Source organism: Paenibacillus sp. WC2504 (assembly GCF_052682475.1).
In genome coordinates this window covers 2,539,424-2,561,972 of sequence record NZ_JBQZFH010000001.1, presented here as the reverse complement: position 1 = coordinate 2,561,972, position 22,549 = coordinate 2,539,424, and the positions used below count along the sequence as shown (strand labels likewise).

Sequence of the window (22,549 nt, the reverse complement as noted above, 5' to 3'; positions counted from 1 at the left end):
ATGATTAAAATTTGAATTCGTTGCCCAAAAAGCTTGTACTATAAAGGTTTTATTGAAAATCAAAAAATCAGTATTCCGTTTAGAATTGTAAAATAAATGAAGTGGGCAAGCGAGAAATTAAAATTAATCTTACTATTTAACTCGGAATAATTCAATAAAAAAAACAATAAACCGGCACAACCCAAAGGGTCATGCCGGTTATTTTAGCGGCTGCAAGCCGATAGATGCTTTCGCAGCTTGATCGTTTCTATCCCCGCCAAAAGCACAATGCCGATGCCATGCGTATCGTTCAACTGCCACGACAGCTGGTCTTTATAGTACAGCTTATTAAACGAATACCCCGAACCTCGGCATACGCCGTAAACATTTCCGTTTTTGTCGATGGCATAACGCGTCAAGCCTTCCCAACCTCGCAGCACAGCCTCCACATAAGGAGCCGCCTCTTCCAACCAGCCGAAACGCACCCCTCTGGCGAATGCGTAGATGAACATCGAAGTGCAGGAAGCCTCCGCATACGATTCAGGATCCGTCAGTACTTGGTGCCATAAGCCAAGCTGACCCTGCAAGCGGCTGTAACCTTGGCACAGCTCACGGAAAAAGGCCACTAACTCCGGGCGTTCCGGGTGATCGCCAGGCATGACGGCCAGCAGCTCCGTTAACGAAAACAGCACCCAGCCGTTGCCCCGTCCCCATGGCACGCTATTTCCTTTGCCGAATTTAAAATCGAACACATGATGCATGATGCCTTGCTCAGGAATGAACATCAGCTTTTTATACCGTAAAAACTGTTTCGCCGCATCATCCAGATAAGCTGTATCACCTGTAAGCTCGTAATACTTGCAGAGAAACGGCGTGCTCATATACAAATCATCACACCAAACCGTATCTTTCATGAAATCGGTCGTTCCCCGCTTTCGATACAACGTCCCGTCCTCCAGCCGGCTTTGTTCCCGCGTGATGTAAAACGCAATGCGTTCGGCTGCCGCCTCGGCGCCATCCAGCGCTCGCTGTTTGTTTGCCTCCAGCATCGCTGCGCCGAAGGAACCGCAATCATCCAAGCTGTCGATCAACGTCAGTTGGTGATTCACGCCCGGCGAACCGTATTGCGCCTGATCCCAACTGCTGTAAGCGAACATGGAGGTGCACTGTTCTATATGATCGACCGCATAGTTCGTGTAATGCGGGTCGCCTAACTCCTGACCTGTTCGCAAAATGCCATAAAGCGTCACTCCAAGCGGATAGTTCCATTTGCCGTAAATGGCATTTTCCAGATAAGGCCGTACCCAAGCTCCAGGCAAGTCGGCACGCCAGAATGTGCGCTCTCCTTCTGAACCAATCGGTGCATGCATGCGAGTCATTGCAGCCCACTCCGGAGCATTTCCAGCTGAGAAAGGTCCTGCGTACAGCCAACCATCCGTCAGCCCTTCCACCGGATACGGCGGGATTCGCTTCACAGGAGCGGACTCTTCCGCGCTCACGCTAACAAGTTCCAGGCTTACGCTCCAAATCGTACCTTCGCAAACAGAGCAGGCAACAAGATCATGAACACCAAACGGGATCGAAAGTGCTATCTCGAACAGGCCAGACGTTGGGCGCTCATTTCTCTCAAAAACGGGAGTACCATTCAAATAAACCGTCAAGGGACCTTGATACTCACCTGCAAACCTGACTTGTTGCACGCCCGGGCTTTTGTTCTCCAACTTCGTCCATGCATAGGCGATCTACCCTGGCTTTTCGCCGTAAATGCGGCTGAAGCATCCGCTGCTCCGTTCCTGTGGTGTCCATGCCATTCGCGGAAACCACTCATCTTGGCCTTGCTCCTCCTCGGCACCAGGCATGACATCCCATGCCGCTGATTGAAGACGGCTGTACACCCAACCTTCTTGACCATCCCTGTTCGCCAGTGGAGCAAGAATGTGCATAGGAAAACCCTTGATACTTCCTGTTCCGAATTTGCCGCCACAACCGGTTGCGGTTGCCACGAATTCCAGCACGATATGATTCCAGCCCCGGCCAAGTTTGGCACGGAAAAAGCTGCTTCGATCTGGAAATACATCCTCATTCAAGTTCGAAGCGAATTGCAATATCCCGTTCACTATAATCCGTACAGGACAATAGCAGCTGATACTGAACGGATGGTCGATTTCCCCATCGCTCCACAGCTTCCCCCATACATAGACGAATTGCCCATGCTCCAGTTCTGGCCATCGCTGTTCAAGATCCATCTCATAGCGGTAATCCGCTCCACGTCGGAAGCCTTCCGTCGAATATATCCGATAAACCGGCGGATGCTTAGGGTTAGCCCCGATGAATCTTCCAGCGACAGCCGCCAGTATATGTTCGTCCGACTTCGCTTTACCAGCGATCGATTCGTTTGCTTGAAAATAGGGATTCATTTTCATGTCTGCCTCCATTAGATCGGGATTTCGCCGCCAGGGTACAGCGTAGAGCTGGATAACCGTTTCGGTTGCGGCAGCGGAACACCTGAAGGCTTTTGCGTCACATCATAAGGCTCACTCGCATAAATAGCCATCGTCTCATTATTAAAGATAATAACCTGCTCGCTCCCACTGCCGAACAAATCGGCATGTACCGCATAACCTTCGAGCGGAAACGCAACGACCGCATTCATGTCCCCGTCATATAAGGTTGGAAAAACGCCTCCACCGCGTCGATAAGCCAAAATGTAATCCGCTGCGCCCTTCTCCCAACCGCGGAGAGGTTCAATAATGGTCAGCCAACCGTCTGTTTGGCGATCTTCCTTCCAAATCTCTCGCCCCTCGCTATCCAAAAGAAATAGCGCATCTTTTCCTTTCAAGCCCTTGCCGTCATCCTCGCGCACGAGACGATCGAGGCCTGCGATCTGCAGTCCCGGCATATCGCTGCGGAACCGTCCGAGCGCAATATGCTGCGACTCAATCGAGCCTTCGTAACGCCACAGCTCTTGGCCATGGCGATCATACATGACCGTGACGCTGCCGCCGATTACAAGCTCCGGTTCTCCGTCTCCGTTCACATCGCCAACCCAAATACAGTCGGCGTGATCGTCCAAATCCCGGCAGCTCCACAATAGCTGGCCATCGTGGTCAAGCAGGTCATAACCGGCCATAACCTCATCAAGCCCGTCGTCGTCGAAATCGTAAACCCAAGGGAAATGCCCCGGGTTGCCTTCGTGTTTCCACAAGAGATTAAACTCGCGATCGAGCGCCCACAGGGTATGGTAGCGGTCTTTCAGGATGATATCTCCTGCAAAATCGCCACCTGTCAAATTGGCTACGATAATGCAATCATGAGCATGCTCGCCCGGCAATTCATGCGTTGCCTTTACCTGCCCATTGTGACCGTCCAAGATCACGAATCGATCGTCCATAACACACAAAACCTCTAAACGTCCGTCCCCATCGATATCGGCAATTTGTGCGGGATAATCCGAACCTTGGCTTCCCGCACCGGCATCCGGCTTGCCGGTTTGCCAAAGCAAGTTCCCCTCCAAATCGAACGCGGTCAGGCATTGCACCTGATGGGGAATGTACCTCACATCCTGACGGTTATCAGGATGCACCATAAGGACCTCCATCCTGCCGTCCCCGTTCAGATCGCCGAGCAGCATTTTACAGCGGGGACCCGCTGCTTGAATATCTATTTTTCCAATGAGATGCGGTTCTTTCAATGTTTGTTGCATTCGATATCCCTCCGTAAGCGTAAAAATCCCCATATTCCGTAATAAGAGGAGCCATTTGACCGCCCCCCTTATTCCTTCATTATAAAAATGAGAATTCTTGCCTACAATGAGACATTCTTGTCGGGGATGCCCAGACAGTTTGCACTTTTTTGTGCCATTGAAACATTCTTGTTCAAGAGGTTATGTACTCCTGCTGAGCTCCCGATAACGGGTCGGCGTCATGCCTTCCAGCTTTTTAAAAATACGGTTAAAATAACTGTGCTGATACCCGACCTGATCAGCCACATCGCAGATCTTAATTTCCGACTCGCGCAGCAGTTCTTTGGCTTTCTCCATACGCAGTTCTGTTAAATAATCGATAAAATTTTTCCCGGTCACCTGTTTAAACGTTTTGCTGAGGAAAAACGGATTGACGCCGGTATAATCCGCACAATTGTCGAGCGAGATGTCATTCATGTAATTTTGCTGCAAATAAATCATCACTTGCTCGATCATGCGCTTGACCTGGGCATCAGAGCGTTCCGTCAGCTCCTTCTGGAACGGGTCAAGAACCTTGTCCTGGAACCACGCCAGAATTCTCCGCGGCTCTCTGATTTGGGACAGCTGCTCATACAAATTCGCCCCTTTGAACAGCCGGTTCGGATTAATGCCGGAAACCATAATTGCGTGTTGTACGCTGCCGAGCAGATGCAGCATGCCTTGCTGCACGTCGATTTCCTTTGCTCCTTTGCCGGATAGCGCATCTAGGAACGAGGCCAGCATGTCATGCGCCTCCTCTTCCCGCCCGGTACGAAGCGCCTGAATGAGCTCCCGCTCCAGCGCAAACGGGTATTGAGGCTCCGATACCTCATCTCCATCGAGATGATTCCTCTCCAAGTCGATAATTTGATTCACATTTTCAAAATTACGATAGCTGACCGCTTGTTTCGTTCTGTCAAAAGCAAGCGGCACATCCGAAATATGTGACACCGGACGACTGATCGCGATGGTGACATGCATTTTCAGAATGCGATTAATATACTGTGTCAACTCTTCACTGAATGTCTCAAAGGCATTCGCGACGGACTGATGTTCCGGTGTAATAAGCAGCACTCCCGCCGTAAGGTCATGGAAATTGATCGTATCGCTTTGTTCAAAATGTTGCGCGGCCAGCTCCTTGATCATATTGACAGCCGCAAACGTCACAAGCCCCTCATCGCCATGGCGGAACGTCCCATCCAGATTCGTCATGCCGACTAACTGGACATACAGCACAGTAAAATGACGATGCCTCACATCCCACTTAAACCGCTCCATGCGGCGAAGCAAGTCTTCCTCGGAGTATTCATTCAGATAGCCCTGCAGCAGCTGGTGTAAAAAGCTGTCTTTCACATGCGGCAGCTGCTCCTTAAGCTTGGTATTCAGCTCAAGACTTTCCGTATGCAAGTCTCGCCACTGCTTTTCGATCACGGTGAATTCGTCTTCCCGACCGGCCCAATTCGCATGACTGCCCAGCAGTGTGACGAGACGTTTGACCGGCAAATAAATGCTCCGCGAAGCCAGCCATGAAAGCAGTGCCGCGAGCAGCAAAGCGATTAAACTTACGGTGATGATCAGCTTGGAAATAAACACTACCGGTGAAATAATGTTAGTTATCGGAGAGGCGGATACGTAAGTCCAATCGTCGGCAATCCGGGATAAGCTGCCATAGGAAACCGTATAGGTCTTCCCTTTGTAATCTAAAAAGAAAGAGCCTTTCGGTGCGCCTAAGGATGCGATTTTTTCCCGCAAAGCCGTGACAAACGGTGAATTGGAAGCGCTTCCGGTAGATGAGACATAAAGCTCACCTGAATTTTGCAAAACGAAGGTTTCACCTTCATCGTACGGCGTCATTGTTTTTAACAAGTTCGCGATTTTCTCGTTATCAAATCGAAACACTAACACGCCAAAAGGATGTAAGCTCCCCCCGGGAATATGGTGAATGAGCGTTAGATCCTTCGTATCCGGATGAGTCGTATCAAAGGACCACTGCGTCCAATAGGTCACATTTTTGCCGTGAATCAGCTTATCGTACATGCCGGATGTCGTCTTGTTATCAAGCACGGTATATTCAGGGTTGAAAAGCACGGAGCTCGAACCGCCGACATACAGTTCCGCCTTTTTAACCAGCGCATTGGAGCCCTGCATCGCGATGAGCGTTCTCGTAATATCCTGCGTTCTTTCGAAGTTTCTCACAAAATCAAAGCCGTTCAAGCTGTAATCGAATTTATTATCAAATGCCCAATGGGAGAGGAGCAGCTCAAGATTGCTCAATTGATCGTCAATGTTCTGGGATCGCTGTTCGATTTGCCCGTAATGCAGCTGCAGCAGCTCGCTCTCTACTCGCCCGCCGGCTATCCCGTACACCAGCGCACCCATAATGAGTCCCGGGATGCCGGAGACGATAAAAATCATGATCAGGCTTTTTCTAAAAAAGCGGCCTTTGCCGCCGTCCGTCCGGCCCTGCATGTTGCCGAATCTTGCTTTAACGGTGCTTAAGAGCATGTTTTCACCAACCCATTCTTAAGTTTAGCTTCAAGCGAAGGACACTATAACCTTGAGCATATTACGAAAAGTTGGCGAGGAGAAGTTAATTTTCAGTGTATTTTCCCTACTTTTCCGACTTTTTACATTTTAAAGGGGCGCTTAGCACCTATATTCCAACCGCTACAAGTAAGGGAACTCTATTCCCCTATTTTGGTGAAAAGATTAACTTTCGAGGGCCGAGGGGAACTACAGGGGCTTATTTCTCCTCAATTGGCCAAATAACCGCCTCCAATGCCGAAATAGCGCCCCTGGTTCCCTCTACTACGGTAAATCGCTGCTTTGGGCAAAATAGCGCCCTGCTGTTCCCCTAACCTGCCGTAATGTGAGCCATCTAGCAAAAAGGCACCCAAGTTCCGCTAATTCAATAGCGGATCCTGAGTGCCTGAGCACTATTTTGCAATCGTCCTAAGCTGATTTACCTTTACTTCTTCACAGCCGAATAAAGGTCATTCATTTCCTTCACCAAATCGTCTCCACCTGATTTTTTCCAAGTCTCGAATGCATTTTTCAAACCGGCTTCGTCGGTTTGACCAACAATGAATTTAATGCGCGCATCATTGATAATATTGTCGAGCTGCTGACCTTTCTGCGAGTAGACTTGGGAGATAAACGGCTCAGCAGGGTTAGCTACGATGAATTGCTCCGCTTCTTTTTGAATTTTTGCCGTTTGCAGACGAAGCGGTGTTTGTTTCACTTTCAAGCCACGATCCTCTGGAATGAACGGCAGCATTTGGTTCAAGCCTTCCACTTCGGACTCCAGAAGCGCGGAATCCTTGCTAGGCACTACAGCGTCGCCCTCTTTGGTGTAGTGCTTGCCTTCCAAGCCATAGCCAGCCATCGTGGTAAGCTCCGGCGAGTTCATTTGATCCAGGAACTTCAACACGCGTTTCATATCGTCTTCCGTTTTCACAGACGACTTCGGAATGGCAAGCAATCCTGCGAAACCGGAGGTTGGCAGCGCCTTAAGGCCATCTTTGCCAGTAACGCCAATCATGTTATCAATGTAATGAATGTCCGGCTTATCTTTGCCATCTTTCGTAAGCGTTTGGTGAATTTTATCGTCCAAACGAGCCGCATTATCCGTAACGTCAATGATCACACCGGCTTGGTTATTGACGACAGGGTCATTCCATTTTGCCGAATCAAATACAGCAAAGTCCTGGTTGACCAGCTTTTCATCATACAGCTTTTTCATAAATTTCAATGCTTCCAAATACTCCGGAGTTTGATGCTCTGGCACCAACTTGCCATTAACGACCCCCCATTTGTTCGGAGCGCCAAACCATAGCTTCATAATGTCGAAGCTGCTGGCCCATTGGCCGGTCCATTTCACCATGACCATGCCGTAAGTGTCATTTTTACCGTTTTTGTCCGGATCTTTCTCCTTAAACGCTTTCAACATATTGTAGAAATCATCAATCGTTTTTGGCGGCTGCATACCGACCGCTTCCAACCAGTCTTTCCGGTAATTAATACCGTTTCGGCCAAGTGCACGTCCACGGTAAACACCGTAATTTTTACCATCAATCGAAGAGTTGTTCATGATGATTGAATTCGCCTGGCTCAGGGACGGGAAATCCTTCAAATACTTGCCTACTTCCCAGAAGGCGCCGGACTTCGCTGCATTCACAAAGCTCGGATTTTTCACGTCGGGTACGTAGATGATGCTAGGAAGCTTACCGGAAGCGAGTGTGATGTTGAATTTATCTGTATAGGATGCGTTAGGTACCCATTCCAAATGGATATTCGTATTTGTTTTTTTCTCGATTTCCGTCACAACCGGACCGTCGTCCTTCGGAAAGTTCGTTTTGAAGATCGGAAGCATGATGTTGAGATCCAGCGGAGTTTGCTGCTGGGCAGGCGTAGCTGCAGCCGGTGCAGAAGATCCTGAGGATGAAGGAGTGGTTGCGGCTTCCTTACCTCCGCTGCTGCAGCCAACTATTGTTGTCATAGCTACTGTACTGACGGCTGCGACGGAAATCCATTTTTTTGAACTCTTTTTCATATGATCGCTCCTCCTTTAAAATGGGCAGTCTCGTGACACCTGGCATGGCCTAGGCTGAATTGCCAAGAAACTGTAAAGATGAACTATCGTAATCCGTTTACCCTTTGACCGATCCAATCAGGACCCCCTTGGCAAAATGCTTTTGCAGGAACGGATAGACGAGCAAAATAGGGATGGTGCCGACGACGATAACCGCCATTTTGATGGACTGCTCCTGCTGTTTCACAAACTGCGGATCGACTGTGCTCATATCGCCTGCCGCCATTTGCGAGAGTAAGACAATCTGTCTCAGCATGACCTGAAGCGGCCATTTGGCAGGATCATTGAGATACAACAAGGCGGAGAAAAAGTTGTTCCAGTGGCCAACCGCATAAAACAAAGTGAATGTAGCCAGAACCGGCATGGATAAAGGAAGCACAATGCGCCAGAGAAGCCCCAGTTCGGTGCAGCCATCAATTTTGGCCGCTTCCTCCAGTTCTTGCGGGAGCTCTTGGAAAAAGTTTTTGACGATAATCAGGTTGAAGGCGCTAATAGCTCCAGGAATCATTAGAGCCCAATAAGTATCTAGCATATGAAGCTCGCGAATAACGATATAAGTCGGAATCAAACCGCCACCAAAGAGCATAGAGAAAACGATCATGTTTAATACGGTATTTCGTCCCATAAGCCCTTTTTTGGATAGGGCATACGCCATTGTTACGGTAAAAAACAGATTGACCAGCGTACCCAGAATGGTTACGTAAAGCGAAACCCAAATGCTTTTCAAAATCGTATCCGTTGAAAAAATAAATGCGTAAGCCGATAAGGTGAACGTTTTGGGAATCAGGAAAACCGCTCTTTGCGTCAGCTCCGTATCCGAAGCGAAGGAACCGGCCACCACATAGATGAAGGGCAGAACGGCCACGATTCCGATAATACTGAGCAGGATATAATTGCTTACGTCGAACAGCGTCCCTGATAAGCTTCTGTATTTTTTATTCAATGTGCCTCTCCTCCTTCACCTAGTAAATGCCAGATTGGCCGAAACGCTTCGCCAGCCAATTCGCGCCAAGAACAAGCGTGACGCCGACGATGGCTTTGAACAACCCAACCGCTGTACTGTAACTGAAAGCGCCTTGTGTAATCCCCATCATATATACGTAAGTATCGAAAACTTCCGCGGATTCCCTGTTCAAAGGGTTCAGCATCAAGAAAATTTGCTCGAAACCGTTGTCCAAGACATCCCCCATCCGCAAAATGAGTAGAATGATGATCGTACTTCGAATCGAAGGCAGTGTAATGTGCCATACCTGTCTGAAGCGATTGGCTCCGTCCATAATGGCAGCTTCATATTGCTCAACATCCACGCCGGCCAGAGCTGCAAGGAAGATGATGGTGCCAAATCCGCATTCCTTCCAAATGGTTTGAATGATAATCATCGGACGGAACCACTGCGGACTAGCCAGAAAATCGATTTTGGCGCCGGTGTACTGCTCCAGCATCTCATTCACAATCCCGCCTTGTGTTGTCAGGAACACATACGTCAAGCTGGCCACGATAACTAATGAAATAAAATGAGGTACATAAATCAGCGTTTGAATCGTTCTTTTGAAAAATGCCAGGCGAACTTCATTTAACAGAAGCGCCAGAACAATCGGTGCCGGAAAGAAAAACAGCAGATTATAAAATGAAAGCAAAAGCGTGTTGCGAAGCAGCATGAAAAATTCAGGATTTGTGAAAAACACGCGGAAATGATCTAAGCCAACCCAATCGCTTTTCCAAAAGCCTAGAAATGGCTGATAGTTCTTAAAAGCAAGCAGCACGCCCCACATCGGAACATATTTGAAAATGATAAAATATAGCAATCCCGGAGCTAATAGCACGTACAACCATTTGTCTTTCAGCAATCGTCCCGTTATGCTTGCACGGCGTTTCGCATGCTCACGGGTACCCGGTTTCGCAATTTCTATTGAATTAGGTGCAGTCACCCGTTTCATCCTCTTCACCTCCAAGAAAGTTGATCGCCTCGCGAGCGGTGTAGATTCAGTATGCAGCTTTAACCGTTTTCCGCCTATCGGACATTTTTGTAAGCCCTTCCAAGGTGCGATAATAATCAAAATCAAGAAAATGCAAATCCGGTAAAACAGTGGAAATCCCTTTTACTTCCTGGTGCAAACGGCTCAATAATGTCCGATTGAGCGCGCCAAAGGAGTTTTGACGGGGGTCAGCCAAAACGAAAAAAACAGCCCTGTTGAAATCTTCAACAGAACTGTTTTAACACACAGAATTGCCTACACATTCCGCTCAGCAACAGCCAAAGCTTTTTTGCCTGCTTCCAAAACAGTGATAATCCGCTCAACGTCATAAACGCTTCCTGCCCATGTCCCACCGCTTACAGCCTGCAAAGCTGCCCATAATCGCGTATCAGCAGGAAGTTTGGGATCGGCGGCGAGCTCGGGATGAGGCTCGCGGGCTGCAAGCACAAGCGCTCCTTCATCAGGGGTAAGCACTTCGTCACCGGCCCCTAGAAAATGAATCGTGCCTTCCAAGCTGTTGCGATCCACTACGATATCGATGGTATCTCCATCCCGCAGCTTCCCAATCGGGCCGCCGGCCAGCGCCTCAGGTCCCACATGGCCAATGCAAGCACCCGTGGACACGCCCGAAAAACGCGCATCGGTAATTAGCGACACGTATTTGCCAAACGGCAGATGTTTTAGCGCCGAGGTTAATTGATAAGTCTCCTCCATCCCCGTACCCGATGGTCCTCGTCCGATTAACGCCATAATATCGCCGGCTTGAATTCCGCCATTTTTGATGGCCAGGATAGCTGCTTTCTCCGAGGTAAATACTTTCGCTTTGCCCCGATGCCGATAAACACCATCTTCCCCAACGGTTGTCGGGTCAATCGCTGTTGATTTAATGACTGATCCTTCCGGCGCCAAGTTGCCCATAGGGAACGTGACCGTTGAGGTTAATCCTCTTTCTTTGGCACGTTCCGGACTCATGATGACCTGATCGGGATCAATGCCGTCCATTTCCATGAGAAGGCTCCGCATTTTGCGGCGACGTTCGCTCGACTCCCACCAATCCAGGACAGTCCCCAGCGTTTCCCCCGTTACGGTCAATGCATCTTCTTTCAGTACCCCAAGTCGGCGAAGATGCAGCATCACTTCGGGCACCCCGCCAGCCAGAAACACTCTCACAGTCGGATGATATTCCGGACCGTTCGGCAAAACGCTGACTAGTCTTGGCACTTGCTTATTCACACGTATCCAATCCTGAACCGTCGGAACCGGCAGTCCTGCCGCATGGGCGACAGCTGGAATATGCAGCAGCAAGTTTGTCGATCCTCCGAAAGCCGCATGAACGACCATGGCATTATGGATGGACGCTTCCGTCAAAATATCCTTCATCCGAATGCCTTTCTCCTCCAGCGTCATCATAGCTCGTGCCGACTGTCTAGCCATCTCTTCCCATACAGGCTGTCCGGATGGAGCAAGCGCAGCATGCGGCACCGTCATGCCCATTGCCTCTGCAATGACCTGCGAAGTAGCGGCCGTTCCAAGAAATTGGCAGCCCCCGCCCGGTGTGGCGCATGCCCGGCAGCCGAGGTCCGCAGCGTCTTCCAGGCTGATTTCCCCATTCGCGTACCTTGCTCCAATGGTTTGGATTTTCCCGGCATCTTCCCCCTCCGTTGGAGGTAAAGTTACGCCCCCAGGCACGATTACGCATGGAAGCTCATGCATCCCGGCTAGCGCAATCATCATTGCCGGCATTCCTTTATCGCAGGTTGCCACACCAAGGACGCCTTTGCGTGTCGGCAATGAGCGGATAAGACGCCGGAAAACGATTGCTGCATCATTCCGGTAAGGAAGAGAATCAAACATCCCTTCCGTTCCCTGGGACCTGCCGTCGCAAGGATCGCTCACATAACCGGCGAAAGGAACCCCACCGCTTTCTGTAATCACTTCAGCAGCAGCCTGCGTCAAAAGGCCAACTTCCCAGTGGCCGGTATGATAGCCAAGTGCAACCGGACTGCCGTCCTCCTTACGAATACCGCCTTGCGTGCTCAGCAAAAGGTACTGCTTTCCCTTCAGGCGAGACGGTTTCCACCCCATCCCCACATTTTGGGTCAGACCGAATAACTCTCCGCTAGGAGCATGCAATAACATCTCTTTCGTTAATGGCAATGAACCTTTTGGGCCTTGTGCATGCGTATGGATGGTATATAAATCGTTATTTTCTTTGGCCATAATCGAGTCTAACTGCTCAGTCATCAACCTTCACCCTTCCGAATCAGGCTTCTACGCTTTGAGAAATACGGTTTTTATCGAGGTGAAAAATTCAATAGCCGCCTGCCCTTGCTCACGTGAGTGAGAGCTGGACTGCTTCATACCGCCGAACGGTGCTTGCAGCTCTACGCCGGCTGTTTCGGAGTTAATTCTTACCAAACCGGCATCCATATCTTGTATAAACGAAAGAATATTGCCGATGTTTTGCGTATAAATGGAAGCGCTCAAGCCAAAATCCGAATCATTCGCCACCTGAATGGCTTGTTCCATGGACTCGACCTGAATAAGCGCAAGAACGGGTCCGAAGATTTCTTCCCGGGCAATCGCCATTTCTGGCGTTACTTTATCGAAAACAGTTGGCTGTATATAGAAGCCTTCGGCGAGATCCGGATGATCCGGGGATGAACCGCCGAACAACAGCTCAGCGCCTTCTTCAATCCCTTTTTGAATGTAGGATTGCACCGTTTTCAGCTGATTTTCGTTTGCGCAAGGTCCTAGCCATGTTCCAGCATCCAGACCGTGACCTACGGTTAATCCTTTTAATTTGCTCAGCAGCTTCTCTTTAAAAGATTCATAGACCTCGCTCATCACAATGACACGGCTTGTCGCCGTACATTTCTGACCTGTCGAACGGATGCCTCCGCTGATCGTCGCGTCAACCGCTAAATCGAGATCCGCATCTGAAGCGATAAGGATCGGATTTTTCCCGCCCATCTCGAGCTGATATTTCGCTCCTCTGGCAAGTGCCGCTTGACCCACTCGTTTGCCAACTTGATTGGAACCCGTAAACGTAATTCCGTTCACATCCGGATGTTCCGCAAGGCCTTGCCCAATAATGGCTCCGCTGCCGGTTACCAGATTTAACACACCCGCTGGAAGTCCCGCTTCTGCGAAGCATTCCACGATTTTGGCAGCCGTCACGGCCGTCTCCTGAGCAGGCTTCAGCACAACGGCATTGCCGTAGATTAAGGCTGGAGCCATTTTCCAGATCGGGATAGCCACGGGAAAATTCCAAGGCGAAATAACGCCGACAACACCAAGCGGAGCACGAGTCGTAAACATCAGCGCCTCGCTATCTGACGAGGGAATTACGTCGCCGATTTTCCGCATGCCTTCACCGGCATAATAGCGCAGGATAGCTACGCCTCTTGCCGTTTCCCCCTTGGCTTCGGGCAGCGTTTTGCCCATTTCACGCGTCATGCTTTCCGCAATTTCATTGATGCGGCTCTCAAGCACATTGGCTGCTTTAAACAGATAGTCGCCTCTTGCTGCTCCTGACAGCTTTCTCCAACCTTGCTGCGCCGATTTGGCGGACGCCACCGCTTGGTTTAAATCCTCCAATGACGACGATTGCACGTAGCCCACGACTTCGCTTTTTTTAGCCGGATTGATGCTCGGAACGGTTTGCCCAGTACCAGCTGCCTGCCATTCCCCGTTGATGTAATTCAAATACGTTTGTCCGCCGACGAATTTGGTTGTCATGATTAATCCTCCTACAAGATATGTTTTTTTATAAGGTAAAATTAGCGGCCAGCACTTACGACATGATTAACAAGTGTCCCGATACCTGAGATCTCAATCTCGATTCTGTCACCATGAGCGAGCGTAAATTCGTTAGGAGGGACAATACACGTTCCCGTCAGCAATACGGTACCTTCAAACAGTTCATTATCCCGTATCAAATATTCCGTCAGTTCCTCAAGTTTGCGTTTGAGTTGACCGGTATTCGCCGTTCCCTCGACTGCTTTTTCCCCATCCCGATAAATTAGGCTTGTAATCTGCAAGTTGTACGGGTTTTCTACGGTTTCAGCTAAGCGAATCGCAGGTCCTAACGAGCAGGAACGCTTCCATACTTTGGCTTGCGGCAAATAAAGCGGATTCTCGCCTTCGATATCCCGGCAGCTCATATCGTTGCCAATGGTGTACCCGACGATGTTCCCCTTCGCGTTAAGAACAAGCCCTAACTCCGGTTCTGGCACCTGCCACACGGAATCGCTGCGAAGCTGCACTTCGCCGCCAGGACCTACAGTACGCGCTGCGGTTGACTTAAAAAAGATTTCCGGACGCACAGCATCATACACTTTATCGTAAAAAGTTGAAGCATCCAGTCTGCCTTCCGTTGCTTCATAATTGCGCGCATCACGGCTACGCTCATAGGTAACCCCGGCAGCCCACACTTCCGGTGCTTCAATGGGAACGAGAAGCTCTAGCTGCTCAACTTGTTGATCTAACGCTTCATTGCTTTCAATCGTTTTAAGAACCAGTGCCAGAGGTGTTGTTCCCAAAGCGTCAGCTTCATGAATCAGTGCCAAAAAATCGCTTTGCGGAAGTTGATAGATTTGATTTTGATCATTGACGGCAGCTAGCTGTGTAGATCCTTCTTTTACATAACGAATAATTCTCATGTGTAGCTCACTCCTCTAATTTGTTTTATATTATAAAACCATGTTCTATAATACTGATGAAAAAAATGCCTGGACTCGACATGCTTGATCAAACGTGCCGAAATCCCAGGGTTAGCGAAATGGCTTCTGCCTCCTTTTTAAGAAGAGCAATATAAGCCTTAAACAATGAATCATCCACCGCTGAAACTAAAGTTGAAATGCTGATTGCTGCTACAATCGAGCCATTATGCTCGAAAATAGGTGCCGCTGCACACCGGACGCCAGGTTCGTTCTCCTGGTTGTCAATGGAATAGCCCTGATTTCTTACCTCATTCAGCTCGTTAACGAAAGCGTCTTTCCCTATAATCGTCTCGTCTGTAATCTTGGAGAATTGGTAATTTCGCAGGAGCGCATCGATCTCATCCTTCGTTCTAAAAGCTGTCAGGACCTTGCCTACCGCACTGCTGTGAAGTGAGATTCTGCGCCCAATTCGGGAATAACGAATCGCAGCTTTTTCCCCTTCAACTTTATCCAAATACACGCCTTCTTTCCCATCAAGAATAACAAGATGAGTTGTTTGCCCGGTCTGTTCCGACAAAGCAACCAAGTGCTTACGGGCTGCAGTACGGATGTCCAAGCTTTGCAGCATCAGTTGTCCTTTTTCCAAAAGCTTAAGTCCCAGCTTATACTTCCCGGTTTCCACATCCTGATTGATGTAACCGTGCATCTGAAGCGTTTTCAACAAGGAGTGAACCGTGCTCTTGTGAAGCTCCATTCTTGCGCTGATTTCTGTAATTTTTAACTCTGTCGTATACTCGTCGAATAAATCCAAAATCTTCAATGCTCTGTCCAGCGCTTGAATTATAGGCATGGTCTCACCTCTATCTACACATCCATAATAATCCTAATCGCCCATTCAAGCAAGATGAACTTCTTATCGAAAATTTTATTCGCCTAATACATACGTGTTTAAAAAGTCATTTCTAAACTTCCCTTGCGGATCATAACGTAGGAGCAGCTCTTGAAAATCCGGCAGTTTCTCATACAAGGATTTCAACACCGCAGGTTGCATCGTGAACAATTTCGCCCAATGCGGACGAGCCTGAAAAGGCGCAAGCTGCTTTTCAATAACCGGCAGGACTTGCTTCACGGCTTCCCAATTCGGCTTCCAAGTGAAATGAATACCAACCGAATCCTGTTTATAATTAGGACTCATCCAAAAAAGATCTTTTGCGACTGAACGAACTTCAGAAATATACAAAAGTGGCGCAATTTGCTCCCGTATTGCATTAATCGCGCACAAGGCCTCGTAAGCGGCTTCACGTGGCACGAAATATTCACTTTGCAGCTCTTCTCCGGCGCTCGGAGTGAAATCCATGCGGAAGTGAGGCAATCTTTCGTGCGATGGTCCCGGAATCCCCATTTGCTCACTGCAATTCTCCCCCGTATGTCCTGGTACCGGATGCCGTGGCGAATCTGCCAATGTTGCGCCATAGAATTCAGCCTCTACCTGAGTTGAAGCAGAATCGGTCACTTTCTTCTTTAGCCAAACTTGATTAATATTCGTACTCTTCCAATCGGTAAATAGACTTACACTATAGGCATGGGAAAAAATATCATCAAAGTGCGCTTCTAGTTGCTCGAATGGAAGATTGTCATAGACATGCTGGCTAATTTCAAAAGCTGGAATCACATCCAGCGTCATTTGCGTGACGACGCCCAGCCCTCCTAGTCCAACAACAGCACCTTCGATATTTTGTTGTTCGCGAGAGAATACGGCCAGTTCTCCGTTCGCCTGAACCACCTCAATCGAGTCAACAATACTAGCAAGATTGCCGTTCCTATCGCCAGAACCGTGCGATGCGGTTGCACAGGCACCCGCAACGGTGATGTGCGGCAGGGACGCTAAATTGTGAATCGCGTAACCATGTTTATGTAGGTACTCACCTAACTCACCATACCGGACGCCCGCTTCAATCGTTACCTTATTGTGGACAGTATCTAACGTCACTACGCGATTCAGGTTTTGAAGCGAAAGCAAGCTATCAGTGCAATCGGCAATGCTATTAAACGAATGCCGTGTGCCAAGCACCTTGATTTGTTTACTTCTGGCCACTAATTCTTGGACGTCTTCTACTTTTACAGGAGTATGTAGTTCTGTCGCGCTATATCGGTAGTTTCCAGCCCAATTCATATTGTTTTTCATAGGTTCACGCTCCTTCGAATTAAACGTTCGCATTAAACATTCGCTACAGGAATCATAAATCCTTGCTTGGGAGGGAGATTACCGGCGCTGGATCGCCAGCTTAACGGCAAGCCCCGCCAGCACTCCGGACATAATCCATCGCTGTGCTTTAAGCCATGTCGGGCGCTTACCGAACCAGCTGGCGATTTTGCTTGCTGTAAGCACAATTAACAAATTCACTGCAAAGCTGATTACGATTTGCGTCACTCCTAGCGTCGCGCTTTGTGCCAGCAAGGAGCCTTGATTCGGATCTTGAAATTGTGGTAGAAGCGAGATGTACAACACGGCGATTTTGGGGTTAAGCAAATTGGTGATGAAACCCATCAGGAACAATTTGCTTGGCTTCTCAATCGGGAGCGCTATGGGTTCAAGCAATGAGGCGGAGCCGGGTTTAATTGCTTTCCATGCCAGCCAAAGCAAGTAAGCCGCTCCCGCCCACTTCATGGCCGTGTAAATGATCGGCACCGTATTGAATATAGCGATCAATCCCACCATAGAGGCAATCAGATAAACGAGGAATCCGAGCACAACGCCCATTAATGAGATAATACCGGCTTTGCGACCTTGCGATATCGAACGCGAGATCAAGTAAATCATATTGGGTCCGGGGGAGCATACCATCCCTAGCGATACAATTCCAAACGCAACTAATGTAGTAAGACTAATCAAGCGCATCCCTCCTATGGATAGATAAATTCAGAATATAGTATCACAATTAAGTTTTTATGTATATCAGTAAAACAAAACCGCCAGGAGGCTCCTCCTGACGGTCCATTTGCATAATTTGTACTCGCGTCCACAAAGGGGGGGACTAGGGGTTCTATTAAGTCGGATGCCCAGCCAACTTAGCGGAACGACAGTCCGCTATTTCGGCGAATAGCGGGGTCGGGCTGCCCGAGGGGAACTACAGGCGCTTATTTCTCTGAAATTGGCTGTGCGACAGCCAATTTCGAGGAAATAGCGCCCCCTAGTTCCCCTACGACCTGGAAAAGGGCGCTATTCGAAGAAATAGCGCCCTGTAGTTCCCTCCCACCGTGGGATAGAAGCGGTGGATATGGGTTTAGTCGCCATGAACGGCGGCTATCAACCGAACGGCCCTTGCGATAGAGGCCTTAAGCTCATCGGGATTGTTCGCAGCCTCTGGATGGAGCGATGGCCCAAAGGGATTCGTCGCCGTCCAAGCGGTGGCTAGCGTCATGATCGCGGTCAAAAGAAAACCCGGCGAGAAGCTCGCTCCTACTTTGCCATCGCTTTGGGCTTTCTGCAGCGCCTCGACCTTCTTGCCGTGCACCTCATTGCGCTCAGCTGGACTTTCCGCTCTTTGCTCCAAGCTTGACCATGTCATGAGCCGCATCAAATCGGGGTTCGCCATAGTAAAGTCGAATACACGCTCAGCATAACCGGGCAGGTCTTCAGGCGTGAAAACCAATTCCTCATAGACCCGCATGAGGTGTTTTTGCAGCGTGGTTGTGAACAGCTTTTCTTTGCTCTCGAAATAGATGTAGATCAAGTTTTTGTTGCATCCGGCAGTTTTGGCGATACGATCAACACGCGCGCCTGCGATGCCATAGGCGGAGAACTCCGCCAATGCCGCCTCCAATATCCGTTCCCGCGTTGCTTCGGCGTTTCGCATGGCGGTTCCTCCTTGTACCCTCATTTTAGCTCCAATATATCATGGGCATGATTCTGTTGACAAACGATTCGATAGCTCTTAATATATAACTAAACAGTTAGTTAACTGTTTGCCAACTAAAAAATCCGCGAAAGAAGGAATAGAGAATGCATACATCAACAACCACTACAAAGATCGCCATCGTCACAGGAGGAAGCCGCGGTCTTGGCCGTAACACTGTACTGAACCTTGCCAAGCGAGGCGTCGACGTGATCTTCACTTACCATACGAATCAAGCTGAAGCTGAAATCGTTACAAGCCTCGTGCGTGAGGTGGGACGTAAGGCTATTGCGCTGCAGCTCGACACCAGCGATGTGAGCTCCTTTGAGCCGTTCGTGCAGAGCGTGCGTCAGGCGCTTAATGAACTTGGATCCGAGAGCTTTAACTTTCTTGTCAACAACGCGGGGACATCGCATCACAAAAGCTTCGAACAAACGACGGAAGAGGAGCTGGATAAACTCTATAACGTCCACTTTAAAGGGGTATTTTTCCTGACTCAAAAGCTCTTGCCACTCATCAGCGATGGCGGCCGGATCGTGAACATCTCCACAGGTCTTACTCGTATCATATCTCCAGGGAGTTCCGCTTATGCATCCATGAAAGGTGCGATTGAAACTCTAACCCGTTACCAGGCAAAAGAGCTGGGAGCACGTGGCATAGCGGTCAATACCGTTGCACCAGGAGCCATCGCAACTGATTTCTCCGGCGGCATGGTGCGAGACAATCCCGAATTGAACAAACGGATCGCGGAAATGACAGCTCTTGGCCGCGCCGGCGAACCTGACGACATTGGCCCGATGATCGCTTCGCTGCTTTCCGAGGAAAACCGTTGGGTTAACGCCCAGCGCATCGAGGTCTCGGGAGGCATGTCTATCTAATCCATAATACGTAAAAAGGGTATCCCTCGGTCATTACAATGACTGAAGGATACCCTCTTTTTTATCTGAACGAAGCTATTTTCAATTACGCTTGAATCGACGCCAAATGTTCGCTCAGTCTGTCCCAAGTTTCTGTAATACCTTGCATCATGCCCATGTCCATCACTTGCTGCAATCCTTCAGCTGACGCATACTCTCCGCGGTTAATAACCTTCGTCCCGTTCTCCGTCTCGATGAATTCAAGCGTTACAATCGTTGACGGCATATTTGGCGCTTCATTGCCTTCTGCATCGGAGAAGAAATCCACGTACACGATCTTCTCAGGCTCGACGATTTCACTGTACACAGCTTTACCCCATGATTCCATGCCATAGAAGTCGCCCTGGTTCTTATCTTCGCACTTCATGCAATAATGCCATACACCGCCTACACGAAAGTCAACATGGCATACCGGAACCGTCCATCCTTTAGGTCCCCACCAATGTTTCAGATGTTCCGCTTGTGTGAAAACCTGAAATACCAGCTCGCGCGGGGCATTGAATTCGCGTTCCAAAATTAATACTTTATCCTCTACCTTGGATACCATTTGATTCGCCATTTTAACTTCCTCCTTGATATCTTTGATGGGTCACAATCGTTCTGTTGCCGTTCAATTCTTGGTGTCCTTACCCTGCAGCTTCTGCAAATAGTCATCCAGGCGGTCGAAGCGCTGCTCCCAGATGACGCGGTAGCTCTCCAGCCATTTGTCGAGTTCTCGAAAAGGATCCGGCCGCAGCCTGTAGATCCGGCGATTCGCATCCACCTCGGCTTCCACAATGCCGGCCTCACTGAGAACACGCAAATGCTTGGAAGCTTGTGGCTGCCGCAGCTGCAGCCGTTCGGCGATTTCCCCAACGGTCAGCGGGCATTCGCGCAAAAGTTCAACCATTTGCATGCGGGTTGGTTCTGCTAAGGCACTCATGACGTTAATATCCATTGTCATCATCCGTTCTCTTGCTGTAAGTGTACGGGGCCTTCGGTTCATGTGAGTCATGGGTGTTTCACTTACTAAACCGAATATACCACATAAGGAATATTCCTGTAAAGGAATATTAAAATTATTTGCTGTAATCCTTCACTAATTCAATAATCATAGCTCCCATTCGTTCCGTTTCAGGCACAATGACCTGATTCAACCCTTCATCTCTCAAAGCCTCGGCCGTTACTTTGCCGACTGCAACTGCTTTTACACGGGTGGTAAAAGCTTGTCTCACGGCATCACTAATCCCTTGGCGTCTCGCATACACGAATAAGTATCTTACTTGCACGGCCGTGGTGAAACATACCGCATCAATCGAACTTGTTGTAAGTTCATGGCACAATGTTTCAAGCACGGCGGTTTCCGGTTCAATATGCCGATAAGGCAAAAGCTGAACGACAGCGGCTCCCCGTTCCTCCAAGAATTGAATCAACGCGGGTTGCGGTTCTCCGTGCAGTTGCACGAGGACGGTTTGATTCGCAAAATCGGAATCACCCAGACGGTTAATTAATCCTTGGATCGTCCCATCTTCATCAATGACGGTTGGTTTTATCTCTAACTTCTTAAGCAAATTGATTGTCTTGTATCCGCGCGCGGCAACATTCGCATCTTTCATTTTTTGCAGCAGCATGGAATCAACACCTAACTTTTCAGCCGCGTTCAACAGCGTTTCTGTGCCAACTCCCGTCGTGAATACAAACCAGTCCACTTGGTTATTTGCGCAATATAGTAATTCTTTCTCTACAGCCGACTCATCCAAATAAATGAAGCCTTGCAAAGGACGAACTACAGGGATTCCTCCCTGCTTCTGAATGAGCAGACTCATTTCCTCTGTTTTTCTAGAACCCGCAATAACGATCTTCTTGCCCAATAATTTATCCATCTCTTTCCGATTCCCCCTATCTTACTATGAAAAGTATATAGAAATTAGCCGCTAAATTCATCAACCAATTCGAGATTTGATGAACCATCCACATGCCGCGCTTCTGATTTCCCAGAGTGCCGCTTAGTTCGCCTCTCATCCATACATGAAAATTCTGTTAAATAAAACATAATAAATGCGGGGGTGTTGTCGATGTGGCACACGATAGTGGAAGCTCTTCCTGGTTGTAAAACGCTCATTTGGGCATTATTAAACGATTATGGCTTGAGACGCATGAAAAAATAAGACAGACGGCGCAGGCCAAGTTATCTGTCCATGATGTCTCTAAACAGCTCTCTCTTTTCATTCTCGTCGGCATAGATGCCAAGATAATCAAATATTTCAAAAGAGAAGTCGACGAAAGCGCGACCTTTGGCTGTAAGGACATGCCCATCTCGAACCACTCGTTTATCTACATAATTGTCCCGCGGGAACGGATCTTCTACATGCAATTGAGTTATACGCTCTACGGAACATGACGTCGTGAACCTGCGATTTTGCAGCAGACCGGCTCTCCCTAAATATTGTGGCCCGTTACAAATAGCGGCAAGCATCTTGCTTTCTTCATCAAGTTTGATGATAAAATCGGTCAGCTCTTGCTTCTGGTTTCGAATCGGGCCACCGGGGATAAGAAGTCCTTCAATATCGTTCAGCGCCATCGCTTCATGGAAAACCAAATCAGGCTTATAGGTTAAACCGGATTCGCTAACGATAGCTTCCTCGCTATAGCCCACTGTCAGAACATCCTTCTTGCCCACGTTTCTAATTTTATGGAGTGCCAGGGTAATCTCAAAATCCGCAAATTCATCAGAGATAAAACAAATTATTTTCCCCATCGTGGATACCACCTTAGCCATAATTATGATAAAATAAATATGAGTTCCGTTATGTGATACCGAGTTTC

Annotated in this window: 19 protein-coding genes; 1 reads left to right on the top strand and 18 read right to left on the bottom strand. The window is 48.7% G+C overall.

Features of this window, described 5'->3' with window-relative positions; all coding sequences use genetic code 11:
• Positions 1-203 precede the first annotated feature (203 nt).
• The 14 genes from ACUN27_RS11225 to ACUN27_RS11160 all read right to left on the bottom strand — a co-directional run bounded on the left by ACUN27_RS11225 (position 204) and on the right by ACUN27_RS11160 (position 18,788).
• Positions 204-1,700 (bottom strand): glycoside hydrolase family 88/105 protein, encoded by a 1,497-nt coding sequence (locus ACUN27_RS11225; protein WP_445558905.1) that lies wholly within the window; start codon positions 1,698-1,700, stop codon positions 204-206.
• Positions 1,701-1,721: 21 nt separating this feature from the next.
• Positions 1,722-2,402, bottom strand: a complete 681-nt coding sequence (locus ACUN27_RS11220; RefSeq protein ID WP_445558904.1) for a hypothetical protein — start codon at positions 2,400-2,402, stop codon at positions 1,722-1,724.
• A gap of 11 nt (positions 2,403-2,413) precedes the next feature.
• On the bottom strand, positions 2,414-3,682 hold the full coding sequence (locus ACUN27_RS11215) for an FG-GAP-like repeat-containing protein (RefSeq protein WP_315955351.1): 1,269 nt from the start codon (positions 3,680-3,682) through the stop codon (positions 2,414-2,416).
• A 180-nt stretch (positions 3,683-3,862) separates the two neighbouring features.
• Complete coding sequence (locus ACUN27_RS11210) at positions 3,863-6,205, bottom strand: helix-turn-helix domain-containing protein (RefSeq protein ID WP_445558903.1); 2,343 nt, start codon at positions 6,203-6,205, stop codon at positions 3,863-3,865.
• Between the two features lie 463 nt (positions 6,206-6,668).
• On the bottom strand, positions 6,669-8,252 hold the full coding sequence (locus ACUN27_RS11205) for an extracellular solute-binding protein (protein ID WP_315955354.1): 1,584 nt from the start codon (positions 8,250-8,252) through the stop codon (positions 6,669-6,671).
• A 97-nt stretch (positions 8,253-8,349) separates the two neighbouring features.
• Positions 8,350-9,234 carry a carbohydrate ABC transporter permease gene (locus tag ACUN27_RS11200; RefSeq protein ID WP_315955355.1) on the bottom strand — a complete coding sequence of 295 codons (885 nt, stop codon included), beginning with the start codon at positions 9,232-9,234 and terminating at the stop codon, positions 8,350-8,352.
• 19 nt (positions 9,235-9,253) lie between these two features.
• Positions 9,254-10,228, bottom strand: a complete 975-nt coding sequence (locus ACUN27_RS11195) for an ABC transporter permease (protein ID WP_315955356.1) — start codon at positions 10,226-10,228, stop codon at positions 9,254-9,256.
• Between the two features lie 294 nt (positions 10,229-10,522).
• On the bottom strand, positions 10,523-12,511 hold the full coding sequence (locus tag ACUN27_RS11190; RefSeq protein WP_445558902.1) for a YjhG/YagF family D-xylonate dehydratase: 1,989 nt from the start codon (positions 12,509-12,511) through the stop codon (positions 10,523-10,525).
• A 27-nt stretch (positions 12,512-12,538) separates the two neighbouring features.
• Positions 12,539-14,008, bottom strand: coding sequence for an alpha-ketoglutaric semialdehyde dehydrogenase GucD (gene gucD, locus ACUN27_RS11185; protein ID WP_445558901.1), 1,470 nt, complete (start codon positions 14,006-14,008; stop codon positions 12,539-12,541).
• 41 nt (positions 14,009-14,049) lie between these two features.
• Positions 14,050-14,931, bottom strand: a complete 882-nt coding sequence (locus ACUN27_RS11180) for a fumarylacetoacetate hydrolase family protein (RefSeq protein WP_315955359.1) — start codon at positions 14,929-14,931, stop codon at positions 14,050-14,052.
• 88 nt (positions 14,932-15,019) lie between these two features.
• On the bottom strand, positions 15,020-15,781 hold the full coding sequence (locus tag ACUN27_RS11175; protein WP_315955360.1) for an IclR family transcriptional regulator: 762 nt from the start codon (positions 15,779-15,781) through the stop codon (positions 15,020-15,022).
• A 75-nt stretch (positions 15,782-15,856) separates the two neighbouring features.
• Positions 15,857-17,116, bottom strand: coding sequence for an FAD-binding protein (locus ACUN27_RS11170; protein WP_326062205.1), 1,260 nt, complete (start codon positions 17,114-17,116; stop codon positions 15,857-15,859).
• 78 nt (positions 17,117-17,194) lie between these two features.
• Positions 17,195-17,824: a LysE family translocator gene (locus tag ACUN27_RS11165; RefSeq protein ID WP_315955362.1), complete on the bottom strand. Its 630-nt coding sequence runs from the start codon at positions 17,822-17,824 to the stop codon at positions 17,195-17,197.
• Between the two features lie 391 nt (positions 17,825-18,215).
• Entirely contained in the window at positions 18,216-18,788 is a 573-nt protein-coding gene (locus ACUN27_RS11160) for a TetR family transcriptional regulator (protein ID WP_326062203.1), read from the bottom strand.
• Positions 18,789-18,934: 146 nt separating this feature from the next.
• On the opposite strand from ACUN27_RS11160, the gene ACUN27_RS11155 reads away from it, so the two are divergent.
• Positions 18,935-19,705 carry an SDR family NAD(P)-dependent oxidoreductase gene (locus ACUN27_RS11155; protein WP_315955364.1) on the top strand — a complete coding sequence of 257 codons (771 nt, stop codon included), beginning with the start codon at positions 18,935-18,937 and terminating at the stop codon, positions 19,703-19,705.
• 85 nt (positions 19,706-19,790) lie between these two features.
• On the opposite strand, the gene ACUN27_RS11150 is transcribed toward ACUN27_RS11155, so the two are convergent.
• From ACUN27_RS11150 to ACUN27_RS11135, 4 genes are all read right to left on the bottom strand, one after another.
• Positions 19,791-20,303 carry an SRPBCC family protein gene (locus ACUN27_RS11150; protein ID WP_445558900.1) on the bottom strand — a complete coding sequence of 171 codons (513 nt, stop codon included), beginning with the start codon at positions 20,301-20,303 and terminating at the stop codon, positions 19,791-19,793.
• A 51-nt stretch (positions 20,304-20,354) separates the two neighbouring features.
• Positions 20,355-20,681: an ArsR/SmtB family transcription factor gene (locus ACUN27_RS11145; RefSeq protein ID WP_315955497.1), complete on the bottom strand. Its 327-nt coding sequence runs from the start codon at positions 20,679-20,681 to the stop codon at positions 20,355-20,357.
• Positions 20,682-20,802: 121 nt separating this feature from the next.
• Positions 20,803-21,606: a uroporphyrinogen-III synthase gene (locus ACUN27_RS11140; RefSeq protein WP_445558899.1), complete on the bottom strand. Its 804-nt coding sequence runs from the start codon at positions 21,604-21,606 to the stop codon at positions 20,803-20,805.
• A gap of 305 nt (positions 21,607-21,911) precedes the next feature.
• The gene (locus tag ACUN27_RS11135; protein ID WP_445558898.1) at positions 21,912-22,481 is read right to left on the bottom strand and encodes a DJ-1/PfpI family protein; all 570 of its coding nucleotides are present in this window, start codon (positions 22,479-22,481) and stop codon (positions 21,912-21,914) included.
• Positions 22,482-22,549 lie beyond the last annotated feature (68 nt).